The 15,375-nt window shown below is 66.5% G+C and carries 15 protein-coding genes; 4 read left to right on the top strand and 11 right to left on the bottom strand.

The window, feature by feature from the left end:
* Positions 1-28 precede the first annotated feature (28 nt).
* Entirely contained in the window at positions 29-2,356 is a 2,328-nt protein-coding gene (locus tag HY921_07715; GenBank protein ID MBI5630754.1) for a glycosyltransferase, read from the top strand.
* 4 nt (positions 2,357-2,360) lie between these two features.
* Here the strand turns inward: HY921_07715 and HY921_07710 are convergent, their stop codons facing one another.
* From HY921_07710 to HY921_07695, 4 genes are read right to left on the bottom strand one after another with little or no spacing between them, the layout of a single operon-like run.
* Positions 2,361-3,053, bottom strand: a complete 693-nt coding sequence (locus HY921_07710) for a Crp/Fnr family transcriptional regulator (GenBank protein MBI5630753.1) — start codon at positions 3,051-3,053, stop codon at positions 2,361-2,363.
* A 30-nt stretch (positions 3,054-3,083) separates the two neighbouring features.
* Positions 3,084-3,797, bottom strand: a complete 714-nt coding sequence (locus tag HY921_07705) for a hypothetical protein (protein ID MBI5630752.1) — start codon at positions 3,795-3,797, stop codon at positions 3,084-3,086.
* Complete coding sequence (locus HY921_07700) at positions 3,794-4,768, bottom strand: radical SAM protein (protein ID MBI5630751.1); 975 nt, start codon at positions 4,766-4,768, stop codon at positions 3,794-3,796. Before HY921_07700 ends, HY921_07705 begins: the two co-directional genes overlap by 4 nt.
* Positions 4,702-5,994 (bottom strand): hypothetical protein, encoded by a 1,293-nt coding sequence (locus HY921_07695; protein ID MBI5630750.1) that lies wholly within the window; start codon positions 5,992-5,994, stop codon positions 4,702-4,704. Before HY921_07695 ends, HY921_07700 begins: the two co-directional genes overlap by 67 nt.
* Here HY921_07695 and HY921_07690 point away from each other — a divergent pair.
* From HY921_07690 to HY921_07680, 3 genes are read left to right on the top strand one after another with little or no spacing between them, the layout of a single operon-like run.
* Positions 5,993-6,871: a hypothetical protein gene (locus tag HY921_07690; GenBank protein ID MBI5630749.1), complete on the top strand. Its 879-nt coding sequence runs from the start codon at positions 5,993-5,995 to the stop codon at positions 6,869-6,871. The genes HY921_07695 and HY921_07690 overlap by 2 nt on opposite strands.
* Positions 6,828-7,928, top strand: coding sequence for a radical SAM protein (locus HY921_07685; GenBank protein ID MBI5630748.1), 1,101 nt, complete (start codon positions 6,828-6,830; stop codon positions 7,926-7,928). Before HY921_07690 ends, HY921_07685 begins: the two co-directional genes overlap by 44 nt.
* The gene (locus HY921_07680; protein MBI5630747.1) at positions 7,925-8,824 is read left to right on the top strand and encodes a hypothetical protein; all 900 of its coding nucleotides are present in this window, start codon (positions 7,925-7,927) and stop codon (positions 8,822-8,824) included. The genes HY921_07685 and HY921_07680 overlap by 4 nt, the downstream gene beginning before the upstream one ends.
* On the opposite strand, the gene HY921_07675 is transcribed toward HY921_07680, so the two are convergent.
* From HY921_07675 to HY921_07645, 7 genes are read right to left on the bottom strand one after another with little or no spacing between them, the layout of a single operon-like run.
* Complete coding sequence (locus tag HY921_07675) at positions 8,778-9,890, bottom strand: radical SAM protein (GenBank protein ID MBI5630746.1); 1,113 nt, start codon at positions 9,888-9,890, stop codon at positions 8,778-8,780. The genes HY921_07680 and HY921_07675 overlap by 47 nt on opposite strands.
* 13 nt (positions 9,891-9,903) lie before the next feature.
* On the bottom strand, positions 9,904-10,884 hold the full coding sequence (locus HY921_07670) for a radical SAM protein (GenBank protein ID MBI5630745.1): 981 nt from the start codon (positions 10,882-10,884) through the stop codon (positions 9,904-9,906).
* Positions 10,877-11,812 (bottom strand): radical SAM protein, encoded by a 936-nt coding sequence (locus HY921_07665; GenBank protein ID MBI5630744.1) that lies wholly within the window; start codon positions 11,810-11,812, stop codon positions 10,877-10,879. Before HY921_07665 ends, HY921_07670 begins: the two co-directional genes overlap by 8 nt.
* 9 nt (positions 11,813-11,821) lie before the next feature.
* On the bottom strand, positions 11,822-12,940 hold the full coding sequence (locus tag HY921_07660; GenBank protein ID MBI5630743.1) for a radical SAM protein: 1,119 nt from the start codon (positions 12,938-12,940) through the stop codon (positions 11,822-11,824).
* Complete coding sequence (locus tag HY921_07655; protein MBI5630742.1) at positions 12,937-13,869, bottom strand: radical SAM protein; 933 nt, start codon at positions 13,867-13,869, stop codon at positions 12,937-12,939. Before HY921_07655 ends, HY921_07660 begins: the two co-directional genes overlap by 4 nt.
* Entirely contained in the window at positions 13,866-14,933 is a 1,068-nt protein-coding gene (locus tag HY921_07650) for a radical SAM protein (GenBank protein MBI5630741.1), read from the bottom strand. Before HY921_07650 ends, HY921_07655 begins: the two co-directional genes overlap by 4 nt.
* Before the next feature lies 1 nt (position 14,934).
* A complete protein-coding gene (locus HY921_07645; GenBank protein MBI5630740.1) occupies positions 14,935-15,369 on the bottom strand; it encodes a hypothetical protein in 435 nt (144 codons plus the stop codon).
* Between the last annotated feature and the right edge of the window lie 6 nt (positions 15,370-15,375).

The raw sequence follows: 15,375 nt of genomic DNA, 5'->3' as shown, positions 1-15,375 counted from the left end.
TGGGCGCCACAACTGGTAGAATCGCCCCGTGACGAGCCAGCCTTCCAGCGTCTCGGTGGTCATTCCGACCTTCAACGAGCGCGAGAACATCGAGGCCCTGATACGGGCCGTCCACGAGGTCCTGGCCGGCAGGCGGCACGAGATACTGGTCGTGGATGATAATTCCCCGGATGGCACGGCGCTGGCCGTGGCCGAGCTTTCCCGGAGCATTCCGGAGGCACGGCTCCTTTCAAAGCCCTCCCGCGAGGGCATCGGCGCGGCCCTGCGCTGGGGCTACGACCGGGCCGCAAACGACGTGATCCTCTCCATGGATGCGGACCTCTCCTTCGATCCTAAGGACATCCCGCGGCTTCTGACGGCCATAGACTCCGGCGCGGACCTCGTCCTGGGCTGCCGCCACGGCGCGGGCGGCGGCTACGAGAGGCCCAATCTGCGGATCGAGGCCAAGTATTGGGTGAGCCGCCTCGGCAACGCCGTGGTAAAGCGCCTGACGGGCCTGGCCCTGAGCGATTACTCCGCCAATTTCCGCGCCATACGCCGCGCGGTATGGCGCGCCGTCCAAACCCGGGAGAACAGCAATTCCCTGCTTCTCGAGATGATATTGAAGGTGGCGGGCTCGGGCTACCGGGTGGCGGAGCTCCCGGTGCGCTTCTCAGACCGCAAATTCGGCCGGTCCAAGCTCAATCTTTGGATAGAGCTGCCCAAGTTCCTGGTCAGGCTCGCCGGGCTTTCCGCGGGGCCAGAGGAATCCCCGGCTGGACGCCTTCCTTCTAAGTTGGAGCTCTTTGTAGTGGCGGCGGCCATGCTCCTGCCGATGTTATTTCTGTGGGCCGAGCCCTGGCACATGGACGAGCCCTTCTATCTTGCCATCGCGCGGCATATCTTGAAGGACCCCCTCCATCCCCTGGATTTCTCCTTCAACTGGTACGGGGCCTCCGTGCCCATGGCGCGCCTCCACAACAATCCGCCCCTCCTGGGCTATGCCTTGGCGGGGGCTCTCAAAATATCGGGGGGCGGGGAATGGCTCACCCGCGCCTTGTTCTTCCCGGCTTTGCTCGCCTCGGCCTGGGCGCTCCTGGCCCTGGCCTGCCGCTACCTCAAGAATCCCCTCTGGCCGACCTTGATCGTGCTCTGCGGCCCGGCCTGGTCCTTGAACCTGGGCCATGCCATGGCCGAAGGGCTCATGGCGAGCTTCGCTTTGCCCTCGCTCTGGCTCCTGGCCGTCGGGGTGGAGGAGGAGAGATCAAGCGCCTTTTGGTTTTCCTCGGCCTTGGCGGGGCTCGCCATCCTCAGCAAGTACAATGCGGTTTTCCTCGTGCCTGCGGCGGCGGGCTTTTGCCTCTTGCGCGGCGTGCGCTGGACCCGGATCGCGGCCTGGGCGGTCTTGGCCCTCTCCGGAGTCGGCCTCTACCAAGCCTGGGACTTCCTAAACCACGGCTCGGCCCTGCGCGCCGTATGGTCCCTCACCTCCCAGTCCACCGAAGTGCCCTGGGCCGGCCCCGGCCACAAGGCCCGGGCCCTTCTCGCTTTCACGGGGGGACTCGGCGTGGTCACGGCGGCCTGGGGATTTTTCCTGAGGCCCTCCCGCCGCGCCGCGCTCTTGAGCGGGGCGGCCTGCGCGACCTTGTTCTCGCCTTGGATGGACATCGCCCCATTGGTGCGCCCCGTGGACCGGCTCACCGGCTTTTTCCTCGCCTGGGGGACCATGCTCGGCGCCTGGACCCTTCTCAAGGGCCGGCGCACGGCTGGCTCGGCTCTATGGCTTTCCTGGGCCGCCTCGGCGGGATCGCTCCAGGCGGCCTATTGGTCGGTTCTGGCCCGCTTCGTGCTCTTCCTGCTGCCCCCCCTGGTCTTTTGGCTCTGGGAAAGGCTCGAGGCCGAGCGCCCCGAGCTCCTGCCCGCGCTCGGCCGGACGGGGCTTGCCGCGGCGGCGGGCCTGACAGCGCTCGTGATCGCGGTGGACGTCGAGTACGCCCTGGCGCAGAGGCGCGCCGCCGCCTTCGTTTCCGACCGCTACATAGCGCGGGACCGCCGCGTCTGGTACGGCGGCCACTGGGGCCTGCAGGAGTACCTCGGCAGGGCCGGGGCGCGCCAGCTCGACCGGACTTTGGGAGGCTGGAACGCGGCGCGCCCGGGCGACGTGGTGGTCATGCCCAAGGTGAACAGCAACGTCCTGCCTCCCTCCCGAAAAATCGAGGCGCTGGTCAGCCAAGCCGTGGTCCAGTCCCCCATCCCCCTGCGCCACATGAGCGGCTGGAGCGGGGAGGGCGGGTACTACTCGAGCGCCATGGGTTTTCTTCCCTGGTCGCTCTCGCGAGAGCCGCTAGAGCAGTTCACCTTCATCGAGATTCGCTAAGGGCCTAACCGCGCTCCCTCTGGCGCAGATACTGGGACAGGGCCTGCGGGGCCTTGAGGCGGATCACTCCGCGCTCGGTCTCGAGCCAGCCTCGGCGGCGGAAATGCGCCAGGGCCCGGAAAACGGTCTCTAGGGCCGCCCCGGTCTGCTCGGCGATGCCGTGCCGGGTCGCGGGTATCCGGGCTCCGTGCTTGCGGTAAAGGGAGAGGAGTATCTCGGCCACCCGGAAGAGCACGCCCTCCCGTTCGAAGGGCACCAACCGGCGGAAGGAGCCCAGGCGCTTGGCGCAGAGGCGGCAGGCCTCGCGGGAGACGCTGTCATAGCGCTCGTAGAGGCGGTCGAAGACCGCGTCGGGCAGGCGCAGGGCGCAAAGCGGCCCGTCGGCGATCGCCGTGCAGGGGTAGCGCTGCTTGTCTGCCCCCAAGCGGCACAAGAGTCCGAAGACCTGCCCCCTTTCCAAGGCTTCCATCTGCATGAGCCGGGCGCCGCAGATGTAGGAAAGGATGCGCGCCCTCCCGGAGAGGACGACCCAGGAACTTTCGGCCGGGTCCTTCTCGCAGTACACGATTTCCTGGCTCCGGAAGCGCCGAACCTGCAGATTCCTGGCCAGGGATTCCCTTTGCTCGGCGGGGAGCCCTTGGAAAAGGGGCATTTCGGACAAAAGGCGGGCAATCTGGGGCGATTCGCTTTCCACCATGGCCGCATTCCTGTCGCAACGAAATAGCCGCTAAGCGGAGTGGATAAGCAACGCCAGGTTGCCGACCCGCTCCCAGTCGAAGCTGGCCAAGTCCTTGAGCCACTGCCCGCAGTCCCTGGTCAGAACCTCGTTGGCGTAGGGGAATTTGCCGCGCGGGACCGTGGCCAGATCGAAAAATAGGCTCACAGGCCTGGCCCCGAGGGATTCGAATACGAGGCGCAAGCACTCGGCCACGTGCTCGACCTGGGCGAAAACCACGATGGGCTCCCTCTCCCTGCGGATGACTTTAATAAAATAGCTGAAGCTTTCAAGGCGCGGTGAAAAAAATATGAAGGACCCCGCCGGGAACTGACTGCCCCATTCGATCCCGCTCACGGATAGGAGCGTGGAAAGGCTGGAGGCCCCGGCCAGCGCCACCACGCAGCCTCCCCTGGCCCGGACCTCCCGCACCAGCCACGCCCCCGGATCCATGAAGCAGGGCACCCCGCCCGAGGCGCACATTCCCACGTCCTCGCTTTCAAGCAGGCGCAGGACGCGGTCGAGGAATTCCTGATCGCAGGACTCGGGGATGGGGAGGAATTCCTTGTCCCGGCAGCGAATGCCGAACAGGCTCTCAAGCTGCCCCCGCGTCACCTCGGGCTCCTCGGCCAGAAAAACGCGCAGGCGCTTGGACACGCGCAAGACATTGAGCGACAGGTCGGCCGCGTCGCCGATGTGCCAGGGGACCAGGATCAGTCGGCTCACGACGCCGCCCCGCAGGCGGCCGGAGCGAACTCCTCCCAGCCGAAGGCCTCGGGGTATTCCCGCCACGGCCCCTCGCAGCGGCGCTCGTAGGCGCAATCAGCGCAGACGGGGCCCTTGGCCTTGCCCTCCCGGCGGCGGCTTGCGGTGTAATCGGGCACCACCCCGGCGGCGTCGAAGATCATGGTGTCCGGGATGACGCTTTCGGCCACGTGCTCCTCGTAGCCCCGCATCAGGCAGAAGGGAATGGCCTCGGTCATGACCACCTTGCCGGCCTGAATGCCGATGTCGAGGCCCCTCTTGACCCATGGCTCGACCACGGCTTTGCGCGGGACCAGCCAATCCTGGTTTTTGGCGGCCCGCCCCGACACGTGGATGAAGGCGAATTGGAATTGGTCTGCTCCCAAGCTCACGAGGAGCCGCGCGATGTCGGGAAGATCCCGATAGTTGGGCTTGGTGATCACGGTGTTGGCCAGGACCTTCTGGCCGAGTCTCTTCAAATTGCGGATTCCGGCCACGGTCTGGAGGAAGCTTCCGGGCGACCCGGTCAAAAAATCGTGGATCTCCGGCCGGGAGCCGTGCAGGGAAGGGGAAAATTCCGTGGCCCCGGCCTCGATGAGGGAAACGCAGAACTTCTCGTAGCAGAAGGTGCGGCCATTGCTCTGGATTTGGATCGTTTCGTATCCTTGATCCCTGGCGGCCCGCACGATCTCGAGAATATGGGGGTGCAAGGTGGGCTCCCCCCCGGTCACCACCACGCCCCTGGCTTGCGCCCGGCGCCCCTCCTCCAGGCAAGCCAGAAGCTCCTCCCGAGTCTTGGCGGGAAGGATTTCCCTCTTATCGCCCTGGACGCAGAACTTGCAGAAGTTGTTGCAGCGAAACCCGACCTTGAGGTCCGCGCGCTCGGTCACGGCGTCCAACCCCGAGCGTGGGAAATGGACCAGGAAACCACGGTCCCGGGCAGGCCCAAGCATAGTATCGCCCCCATGAATATCCAAACCGCGAACGGGATGGTCTCGTAAACCGAATATCCACCGGCCCGCGCTCCGTCGCCCCTGGCGTCCAGCCATTTCCGCAGGACCAGGGCTTCATCGTGGGAAAGTCCGTCCGAGTAGCGCCTCTCCAGGGCCTGGGAGAGCTCCCTCTCCTTGCCGAGATCCTCCCAGGTCTGGCGGGACAGCACGGCCCCCGGGGCGAGTTGAGCCGGGTCCAGCCGGCGCAGGCTTAAGCGTTCCAGCACGCGGGTGAAAAACATGCGGGCCGCCGTGAGAAAAAGGCCGAAATTAAATACCATCGCCGCGGCCGAGCTCACGGCGGCCCAAGCGTCCCAGCCGCGCCCCAGCCACAGCCAACAGCACCAGGCCGAGACCGCCGCCAAAGCCGCGGCACCCGCCCGAGGGCCGCTCAAAAGCGCGCTTAAGCGGCCCCAAAGCATCGCCATCGCCAAATAGACCGCGATATGCCCTAAAGGCCCCAAGGCCATCGAATGGCATCGCGCTTCCAAAAGCCTCAGCCCCAGGAACAAGGCCAGGAGGTTGACCCCCAAGGCCAGATATCGGCTCCAAAACGGAAGAGCGTCGCGCAAGCGCACCCAAGCGCAATCGAACCAAGCGTGGGCCTGACGGCGCCACGGAGATTGCCCCAGTCTGGGCAGGACCGCGGCCCCCCTGGCCGCTGTCTCAAGGACGAAAAAGGCCCCCGCGGGAACAAATATATTTATCAGCATCACGAGAAACAGCAGGCGAGGAAAGCCCGGGAGGTTGGGGTCGATGAGCGGAAGGAAGAAGGCGTAGAGCGTGAACAATTTGGCGTCCCCCGCGGGCCAGATGTTCAGGCTCCAGAGAGCGTAGGCCGAGGCCAGACTCAGCGCCATGTGCCCGGCCATTTTCGAGTAATACGGCCAGGGAAGGTAGAATTCGCCGAGCTCCCGCCAGCGCCAGCCCCGATACCCGAAGTAGGTATTGACGATGAGATAGCTTAGCCCGAACAGGCAGCCCCAAAACCCATAGGCCAAGGCCTGGTTACGGATTTTTTTGCGCAGCCAGTCTTCGTAAGAGATGGCCAAGCCGAGCCAGATCAGGCCCGCCAAGCAAAGAAAAGGAACCAGCATGACGGCCCCAGCATAGCCGTCGCGGCCGGGGTTGTCTATGACGCAAATCATAAAACCCGGGCGCTGAACTCTGTAGAGTAGCCGGGCCATGAATCCGTCCTCGCCTTTGATGAAAACCGCGGCCAGCCTGGCCCGCGCCTTGGAGCTCTCCCCGCGCCCGCGGGAGACCGGCCTGCGCTTCATCAAGACCGCTTTGGCTCTCGACCGCCTAGGCCGCACGCGGCACTGGCTTTCCTTCAAATGCGGCCCCCACGGCCCCTTGCCCGCGTTCCGCTATTGGAACGTCGAGGCCGACTCCTACTCGGCCAGAGGACTCTCCGCCCTGGAGGCCAGGCTCGAGCAGTGGAAAAAAACCCTCCCCTGGCCCGCCAGGATGCGGCCGGTCTGCCGCGCCGCGGCCGAGGCGGCCGAGGAAGGCCTGGACCTCTTCGTGAGCCTGGAAAGCTCCGCCCAAGGCTCCGATTTCGGCCTCTGCCTTTCCTTTGGAGGGATCGACGAGGACGGCGCGGTCCGACTCAAGCCCGCCCTCCTCGCCAGGCGCGTCGTGCGCCGCTGCCTGGAGGCCCTCGGGGAACACTGCCCGGCCTTGCCCGCCCGCGGGCTCATGCACCTCGGCATCGACGCGGGAAAGACGGGGCTCAGCTTCAAGCTCTACACCCTGAAATCGGTCTGGAAGGATCATTTTTCCTTCCAGAGCCGGACCTACCGCGACGGCAGGCTGGTGGGCAAGAAGCTTTACCTCGAATTCCTCGGCCCGGCTTCCGGGAAAGGGGCGAGGGAGGCCCTGGAGGCGGCCTGCCGCATCCCGCTCTACCGCCGCGCCGCGGCCCGGGCCCGCCTGGTTCTCGAGCGCTGCTCGGCCCGGCCCAAGACCTTGGGCTTCGAGCCCGGAGGCCTTTTGACGGTCTACCTGGAGCCCTTCCATGCCCCTGGCGGGATTACAAACCAAGGACATCGGAAAGATTAAGCTCCTGCTCACCACGCGCTGCCAGCTGGCCTGCCCCTATTGTTTCGTGCCCGACACCGGCCGGGACATGCCCTGGGCTCTGGCCCAACGCGGGATAGACTGCCTCCTTCGGAGCCCGGGCCAAGACAAGCTCCTTTGTTTTTTCGGGGGCGAGCCGCTCCTGCATTGGTCTTTGCTCGAGTTCGCGGCCGGCTACGCGCGGCGCCAAGCCCGCCTCATGGGCAAGCGCCTGACCCTCTCGGCCATCACCAACGGGCTCCTCGTCAACGCGCGAACCTTGGAGGTCCTGGCCGGGACCGGCACTCGCCTCGGGATCAGCATGGCGGGCGCGCCGGAAGCCCACGACCGCGCCCGCTATTTCAAGGGCGGCGGAGGCTCCTATTGGCACGCCCGCCGCGGGCTCGAGGCCGCCCTCAAGAGGCTGGGGCCCGAGAAAGTGGGCGTTTCCCTGTGCCTGCTCCCGGAAACCGCCTCCCAGCTCATGGAAAATTACCGCCACCTGTCGAGCCTGGGAGCCAGGTACTTCAACTTCGAGGTCATCGTCGGCGGCTCTGTCTGGAACCCGGCCCGCGTCAAGGCCTTCCTGGGAGAGGCGCGCCTGTTCGCCTTGGACCTCCTCGCCCGCGTCCGAAGCCGTGACTTCGTGTATTTCAATCCCCTCAATTGGGAGCTGGCCCGCGGGCGCCTCACACGCTCCCGCCGGGGCTGCTGCCCCTTTTGGGCCGACCTGTCCGTCTACCCCGACGGCGACATGCTGTTCTCGCATTCCGCCCGGAACGCCCCAGAGAGCCGCCGCTACGTGGTGGGAAACCTCAAAGATCGAAGACTCAGGGCCTACCAAAATTGCTCCTATAGCGCCGCGGATCCCTCCTGCCGAGCCTGCCTCGCAAATTACCTGAAGGGCTGCGCCTCGGACCCGGGAGCGGGGCTCGTCCACCGAGCCCTGGAGGGCCTCACCCTCACCCTAGCGGAACTCGTCGGCCGCAAGGCCGCGGCGCAAGACCCGGACTTCAGCGCCTATCTCAAGGCCGTGCAAAGCGAGGAGGCTCTGTTTTGACCGCCCCTGAAGCCGCGTTTGGGGCCTATCTCGACGCCATCCGGGCCGCGCCGCAAGACCGGACCCTGGCCAAAAGCCTCCTGCGGGACCTGGCCTTCCTCGATCCCCTGGGCCGGACCCAGTTCGAGTTTTCCCTCAAGACCGCGGCAAGAGATATCTCCCCGGCGGTCCGGTTTCTCAACATGGACGCGGAGGTTTACTCCTGCCGCGGAGAGGGGTTGTTTGGCAAGCGCCTGCGAGTCTTCGAGGCGGCGCTGGCTCGTCTCAAAACAGCTCCCCCCTGCCGAGAGGCCCTCGCGGCCCTCTCGGGCTTTTCCCGGACTCCCATGGACCTCTACTTTGGGGCCGATTTCACCCAAGGCCGAATCCTTCCCGGCTTCTGGCTGATTTTCGGGGGAGTGGACTCCTCGGGGCGGGCGAGCTTCTGGCCCTACGACTTTCCCTCCCTCATCGCCCGGAGCCTTGACGCCCTGGGACTGGCACCCCCGGCCAGAATCCAGGAGGACATGCTCAACCTCGGCTTCGACGTGGCGCCGGAGTCCACCCGCTACAAGTTCTATTACCTCTGCGCAAGAAAGGCCCGCCCGAGCCAAGCCCTCCAAGCCCTCGAAGCGGAAGTTTCCCGCTTGCTCGGGAAAACCCGCCATTTTCTCTTCTTCAGCGAGCGCTGGAGCGCCGAGGGCCGCCTCCTCGGCGAGAAGCTCTTCGTCGAATTCCTGGAGGAGCTGCGCTGCGGACGTCCGGAATTCTCCCGGGCCCTGGCCTCGGCCGCCCGGGCCGCCTCCTGCCCGGCCGACCCGGAAATGATCGCCCGGCGCCTGGCTCTTTGCCCCGCGCGCCTGAGCCTGGTCAGCCTCGAGCTCGACGGGACGCTGACGATCTATTTGCGTCCGTGATTAGGCCCTTAGGGCCTTGCTGCAGCTTCCCGGCATCGAGATCGTTGCGCCGCTCCGGCTCGATGCGCGCGGCCTGGCGCGCGAAGAGCTCGGCGATGCGGCAAAAATTGGCGAGGTAGGCCGGAAAGTCCGCGCCGCGGTTGAGGCACCAAAGATAGAGGGGCAAGGGAAACCCGCAGAGGCGCAGGCGGGGGCAGGAGCGGCAGCGCCCGCCCCCCGCGGCCTCGAGGCGCGCCATCCAGACGCCAAAAAGCGCGGCCCTTCGGCGCAGGTCCAGGCCCGTCCGGACGTCGCCCACCGCGAAGACCCCTCGCCGGGAATAGGGCCAGGTCAGAACCCACTCGAAGAGGTAGAAGCGGCCGTCGGCGCCCAGGAGGACCTTGGCGTAATGGGAGGGCCCCCACAGTCGGTTGAGAAGCCTCAACTCCAGGGCCGCCCCCGGACGGTTGGCCTCCTCCACCAACCGCTCGAGCTCCCGCTCCAATTCCTCCAAGCCCCGCGGGTTCCAAAAGGCGAGCATTTGGGGAAATACGTCCACCCGCGAAAATCCCGCGCCCCTGATGAAGGCCATGTTCTCGTTGAGCCGAGCGGCTTGGTCGGGCGCTACGGTCAGGATCACCCGGACCCGGTCCTTCCTATTGAGGGCCGAGAAGTTCCCCCAAGCCCGGTCGAAGCTGGCACCCGCGGAGCGCAGGCGGCGGTGGGCGTCGTGCGAGGCCCTGGTTCCATCGAGGCTCACGTTGAGCTGGAACCGCCCGTCCAAGCCTTCCAAATAGTCCCTCAGGCCCGGGCCGAGATTGAGCCCGTTGGTGGTGGCCACGATCCGAAGCTCCCGACCGCGGCTCTCCATCCAGGAGTACAGAAAGTCGAGCCCGGCTCGAAAGCGCGCGGGCCTAAGAAGCGGCTCGCTCGTGGTGAAGGTGACGGTGCCCTGGCTCCAGGGGAGCGCGCCGAAGCGCTCCACGCCCCGGCGCAAAGTCTCCAGGTCCATGGCGCGCGGATCGGTCTTGTTGACGAAGCAGTAGTCGCAGGCCATGTTGCAGGCCTCGCTGGTGGCGATGTCCATCTGCGTGGGCGGCTCACTCCATCGGAGCCAGTTCATCGAATCCATAAAGCTCGGCGTAAGTCCTCCACACCCCCTCGCAGGCGCTGAAATGCCGGCACGAGCCGCAGCGGGGGCCCTTGGCCTTCAGGCGGTCGCGCTTATTCTCCTGCCAAATGAACCTCTCCAGGGCCGCGGCTCCCCTTTCGGGAAGGCTCACCGCGTTGGGCTCGTCGCGAGCGCCCTCGTCCAAGTATTTCCCGGCCAGGCCGCGGGCCAGGCGCGGGGACAGGCCGGAGAGGCCCAGGACGCACCTCGGCACGCCCCCGAAGCTCAGGTGCAGGCCCCAGCGCGCCTCATTGAGGAGGATAAGCCGGGCCAGCCTCGGCGCCGCCTCGCTCAATCGGGGAACCCAGGCAGGGTCCCCCTTGGCCTCGCCCTCCGGCCAGATGTAGTTGAAGCGGATGTCGCGCACCCCCTTTCGGGAAAAGAAGGCGACGTAGCCCTCCATGTCCTCCAGGTTCGGCCGGCAGAGCACGGGATTCAAGGCCAGGCCGTCGGGGAGCAGCCCCTCGCGCCTAAGGCCGGCCAGGTTCTCGACGGCCGCGATCTTCCGGGCGAGGTTGCCGGGCACCTTGGTGATGCGCTCGTCCTCGATCTGGGCCCGGCGGCTGTGCACCGAGAGGGTGGCGCGGGTAAGGCCCGCCTGCGCAAGCCTGCGGCAGAACGCGGCGTCGGCCAGGCGCGTGCCGTTGCTGCAAATGGCCACGCGCCGATATCCCAGGCGGCGCGCAGCGCGGACGCACTCCTCCAGGCGCGGGTAGGCCGTGGGCTCGCCCCCCAAAAAGCCCACGGAGTCGCAGCCTTGCTTGCGGAAGAGCTCCAGCTCTGCCACCACCCGCTCCGCCTCGGCCCAGGGCCCCTTGAGATCCCTGTCCCGCCCGCTCATGCAGAAGGCGCAGCGGTTATTGCAGAGATGCCCCAGGTTGATCTCCACGGACTTGACCTCGTCAGCCATCCTGGAGGACCCTTTGCGCGACGGATTCCGGGCTCGTGAAGATGGGGCAAAGCTCGGCTGAGGAGCAGAGCCTGTCCATCTGGTAGAGCCCGGCGCAGACCGGCGCGGCCCGGCAGGAAGCGCAGAGCGGGCCCTTGCCGTAGCGCCAGGCCGCCTGGCCCTGGGCGTGCAGGCCCTTTTCGTCCAGGAAATAGATGCTGCGCTTCTCCCTCTTGACGATCTTTCTGGTCTCCGTGGAGCGGTGGGGAAACTCCGACATGAAGCAGAGGGGCACCCTCTCGACCCGAAAGGTGCGCCCGGCGCGGTCGAGAAATTCCATGGCCCGGTGCAAAGAGAGCTCGAAGTCGCGCAGGCGGGCGACGAGCTCGCCGGCGGCCGGGCCGCCCATCAGGGGATCAAGATTGTTCCAGACGAAATGCCCGAGGAAGGGATAGGAGCGCAGAAGCCACTCGACCAAGGCGTCGAGGCCGGCCGCGTTCTTCTTGTTGATGACCGTATTGATGTCCACCCTCAGGCCCAAGGCCCCGGCGTTGTCCAAGGTGCCGCGGATGCGGCCCAAGCAAGCCTGATTCTGGGTCAGGAAGGCCTGGACCGGCTCCTCATGGGAATGGATGGACACATGCATGTGCGTGAGCCCCGCCCCGGCCAAGGATTCGAGATAGACCCTATCCGCGGTCCTCTGGCCGTTGGTGATGAGCCTCGTCGCCAGGCCCCGGCCCCGGGCGTAAGCCACCAGGCGCGCGAGCTCCGGAAACAAAGTGGGCTCGCCCCCCGTCAAAATGACCCCGGCCCAGCCTTCTTGGGCGAAGCGGTCTATCCAGGCGCGCGCCTCCTCCCAACCGATCAGGCGGCCGTTGGAGGGGTTGGAGCAGAAACGGCACTTCTGGTTGCAGACCCGGGAAATCTGGAGGTAGGCGAGCTCTGCCATGTTAGGGCCTTAGCAAGGCCTGAGGCCGGCAAACCCCAGACGGCGCAGATCGTCGACGAGAATACCGTCGCAGGCTCCCTGGAGGGAGCAGGACCCGCACGCCGCCCCCTTGGCGAAATGCCGGGCCTCGATGTAGAAGCGGCCGAAGTCGAAAATATCCACCCCGGCGCTGAACAGGAAGGGCTCCCGAGGCGAGTCCGAGGACCCCCGGCACAGGGGCCCCGGCCTCGCCTCGAGCCGGCCGCAGCGCCGCAAGAGCTTGAGATCAGAGCAAAGGCCCTCCAAGGCACAGTGCCGGCACTGGGGTCCGGCGCATTCCGGCTCCGCAAGCCCGGCGAGGAACCGGCGAAAGACCGAGTAGCGTCCCCGAAGCTCGTCCAAGAGCTTCTCCGGCGGCTGGATCAAGTCCTCGTAGCCCTCTAGGAATTCCGGGGCCAGGCGGTTGGTCCAGATCCGAACCCCGGGACGGCGCGAAAGCTCGAGAGCTCGGCGCAGGCTGGCCAGGTTCTCGGGGTCGGAAAAGTCGCAGTAGAGCTCGCCCCAATGCCGCCAAGCGTCTCCGGTCGGCGTCAGGCGCAGGAGGTCGAATTCCCGCGCGCCCAAGCCCAGGTAGAAATCCAGGATTTCCCGCAAGGCTCCCAGGTTGAGCTTGGTGATCACGACGTCCACGCTCACGATCATACCCGGCAAGGACAGGGCGTTGCCGAGCCCGGCCAAGGCCTGCAGGAAGGAGCCCGGGGTGCGCGTGAGGCGCTCGTGCAGCTCCCGGGTATGGCCGTGCAAAGAGAAGGTCGCCTCGCTTAAACCCAGACTTTGCGCCTTTCTTAAAAAGTCTGGATAGCAGAACCTTCGGCCGTTGGTGATGACCTGTATCCTCTCGAACCCAAGCTCGCGGGCCGCCCCCACGGCCTCCAGGAAGCGGGGATGAATGGTGGGCTCCCCTCCGCTCAGGACGACGCGCTTGAGCCCCCGCGAGCGGGCCTCGGACATTTCCCGGCGCAGGGCCTCCCATTCCACGAAGCCCCCGTCCTGGGCGTCGCGGTCGAGGCAAAAAAGGCATCTTTGGTTGCAGACTGTGGTGAGCCTTAGCCAGTGCCTTTCTTCGGCACCCGGGGCGTCTGGGCTCATGGAGCCCTTCCTCTCCAGGAGGCCTGGGCCGCGTAGCGGGCGAAGGCGGGGTCCCTGGCCGCCATTTGCGCCAATTGCCGAGCCAGGCGGCGCGACAGCCTCTGGCGCGCCTCCAAGACCCGGACCTCGCAGGCCGATTCGCGCCCGGAGGCGGCACGGCCCAGGAGAACGTACGGGGTCAAACCCAACCGACCAGAGGGATAGAGCTCGATGGGGTCTGGCCTGGAGTCTCGGCCCAGGAGCTCGCCCAAGGCCGCGTTAAGCGTTTCCAAGTACGCGGGGCGGCCGCGACGGATCCCCTCGACTAGGAACTCTCCCACCCGCCGCATCCCGGCCTCGAAGCAGGCAAGCTCGCCCTCCCCCCAGGGCTGGCCCTGGATCATCTCGAAGTTGACGTTCTCAAAGCCCAGCCCCAGCACGAACTTGAAATTCTCGAGGAGGCCGTCCACGTTGCCGGGGTGGACCGCCTGCAGCGCGGTCATGCCGGAGCGGGGCAGGAGCCGGAAAGCCTCCTCAAGCCCGCGCTCGATCCGGGCCAAGGTCCCTCCCCCTCCCGGCAGACGCCGGAAACGGTCATGGGAGGCTCCGTCCACGCTCACGCAGAGGCGGACCCGGTGCCGCGCGATAATCTCGAGGGCCTCGCGTCCCAAGCAGAGCCCGTTGGTCGCCAAGGACAGGCCCAGTTTCTTTCCTAGGACGCGCTCCAAACGCCGGGCCTCGCCGAAGAGGGAGCGCAAAAGCGGCAGCTCAAGGGTGGGCTCTCCCCCATAAACCTCCACGGATTTCCCGCGGCCGGGCAAGCGCATGAAGGCGGACAAAACCCGCAGGGCCTTTTCCCCCTTGAGCCTTTGCGCGGGCTCCTTTTGGGCCAGGCAATAGGAGCAGCGCATATTGCACCGCGACCCGACGGCGATTCTCAGGCGCCTCATGAGCGCATCCGAAGCGCCTGCTCCCGCCAACTGAGGTAGAAGGCTCTATAAAGGAGAGCGGGCTCCTCCGGCCGGCCCGTCTCCAGGCGGTTCCAGTGCAGGCAGGAAAATCCCCGGTTCGGCCCCGGACCGCGAAAACACCGGAAGGCCTCGGGCCGGACAAGGCCCCGCCAAACATCGCCGCCCTTGAAGCGCTCCATCCCGGCGGCGGCCGGCAGATAGCAGGGGTAAAGCCCTCCGTCCTCGGCCACGGCCATGACCCTTGAGCCCGCCCCGCAGGAGGCGGCCTCCTCCAAGCCCCGGGCTGAGGCGAAGCCGCTCCACTCGTCGAGGTTGAAGCATTCGTTGATGGTGAGGACCAAGGGATCACCCTCTCGTGCCCGGCGCTCGTGGAGTTCCGCGATGAGCCGCATCTGGCGCCTCAACTCCGGAAGGAGCCGCGCGCGGCGGTCGGCCGCGAGAAAGCCCGCCCCGGGCATGGCCGGCATCACGGTCAGGTAAACCGGCATCCCGGCCAGGAGGCCCGCCACGCGCTCGACCGCGGCGGACAGCAGCTCAAGCCCCTCGGGAGTCACCGTCAGGCGCACGCGGAAGGGGTTGGGGTTTGCCGCCGCGATTCGGCGGGCCCAGCCGCCGCAGGACAACAGGAGCCGCTCCGTCTTCCTCCAGGAAACGGAGCAAAACCCCGACCGCGCCGCGTCGAAGATCCCGTGGAGGCTCAGTTGGGGAGAGACGTTGTTCTCCGCCAGAAAGCGCATCCTCTCCGGATCGAGGAGGCGCGCGTTGGTGGCCACGCAAAACGCGTCGAGGCCCCTCTTTTGCGCCAGGCCTACCACCCTCTTCAAGGCCTCCCAGGCCATCAAGGGCTCGCCGCCCATGAACCCGATCGTGATATGGTCATAGCGGGGTTTAAGGCCGGCTAGGAACTCCACGGCGCGCGCGGCGGTCCCGGGGCTCATCTGGCCCGCGCCCTTGGCGCAGTAGCAGTAGGCGCACTTGAGCTGGCACCGCCTGGTCAGCTGGAAAACGCAGAGGAGCGTGCGCCCCGTTAGGGGTCGCATCACATTAGCACCAGCCGCCCCGGCTGTGACTGCCGTGCGAGCCGTGGCTGGCGTGGGAGCCATGGGATCCGTGCGACCCGTGCGAGCCATGGGAGCCGTGCGAGCCATGGGAGCCGTGCGAGCCATGGGAGCCGTGCGACCCGTGCGAGCCATGGGAGCCGTGCGAGCCATGGGATCCATGAGAACCGTGGGAGCCGTGGGAAGCGTGGCTTGCATGAGAGCTGTGGCTGACGTGGGAAGTGCCCGAGCCCGAGTTGTGCAGGGCGTTGGTGTGCGCGGATTGGGCCAGAAGGTCATCGGTCTTCATCAGGGCCGCGCCGATGATGCCGAGCACCGCGGCCGCCTTGACCACGTCTTTTTTGAGCATCTTGCCTTCCTCGCTCGTCAGGAACCTGGTGATGTCCTTCTTGATGGTTGGGATCAGCTTCTTATTGTTCACGGTTCC

The sequence above is a fragment of the Elusimicrobiota bacterium genome, from assembly GCA_016218575.1.
In the GTDB taxonomy this organism is placed as follows: domain Bacteria; phylum Elusimicrobiota; class Elusimicrobia; order UBA1565; family UBA9628; genus JACRDN01.
Note: the sequence above shows the minus strand (reverse complement) of the source record. Positions and strands in the feature narration are given on the sequence as shown.

Coding starts and splice junctions, on each gene's coding strand:
- HY921_07685 (MBI5630748.1), top strand. CDS start 6,828: ATGCCCCTGGCGGGATTACAAACCAAGGACATCGGAAAGATTAAGCTC.
- HY921_07710 (MBI5630753.1), bottom strand. CDS start 3,053: ATGGTGGAAAGCGAATCGCCCCAGATTGCCCGCCTTTTGTCCGAAATG.
- HY921_07655 (MBI5630742.1), bottom strand. CDS start 13,869: ATGAGGCGCCTGAGAATCGCCGTCGGGTCGCGGTGCAATATGCGCTGC.
- HY921_07660 (MBI5630743.1), bottom strand. CDS start 12,940: ATGAGCCCAGACGCCCCGGGTGCCGAAGAAAGGCACTGGCTAAGGCTC.
- HY921_07695 (MBI5630750.1), bottom strand. CDS start 5,994: ATGGCCCGGCTACTCTACAGAGTTCAGCGCCCGGGTTTTATGATTTGC.
- HY921_07700 (MBI5630751.1), bottom strand. CDS start 4,768: ATGCTTGGGCCTGCCCGGGACCGTGGTTTCCTGGTCCATTTCCCACGC.
- HY921_07675 (MBI5630746.1), bottom strand. CDS start 9,890: ATGGACATCGCCACCAGCGAGGCCTGCAACATGGCCTGCGACTACTGC.
- HY921_07670 (MBI5630745.1), bottom strand. CDS start 10,884: ATGGCTGACGAGGTCAAGTCCGTGGAGATCAACCTGGGGCATCTCTGC.
- HY921_07690 (MBI5630749.1), top strand. CDS start 5,993: ATGAATCCGTCCTCGCCTTTGATGAAAACCGCGGCCAGCCTGGCCCGC.
- HY921_07665 (MBI5630744.1), bottom strand. CDS start 11,812: ATGGCAGAGCTCGCCTACCTCCAGATTTCCCGGGTCTGCAACCAGAAG.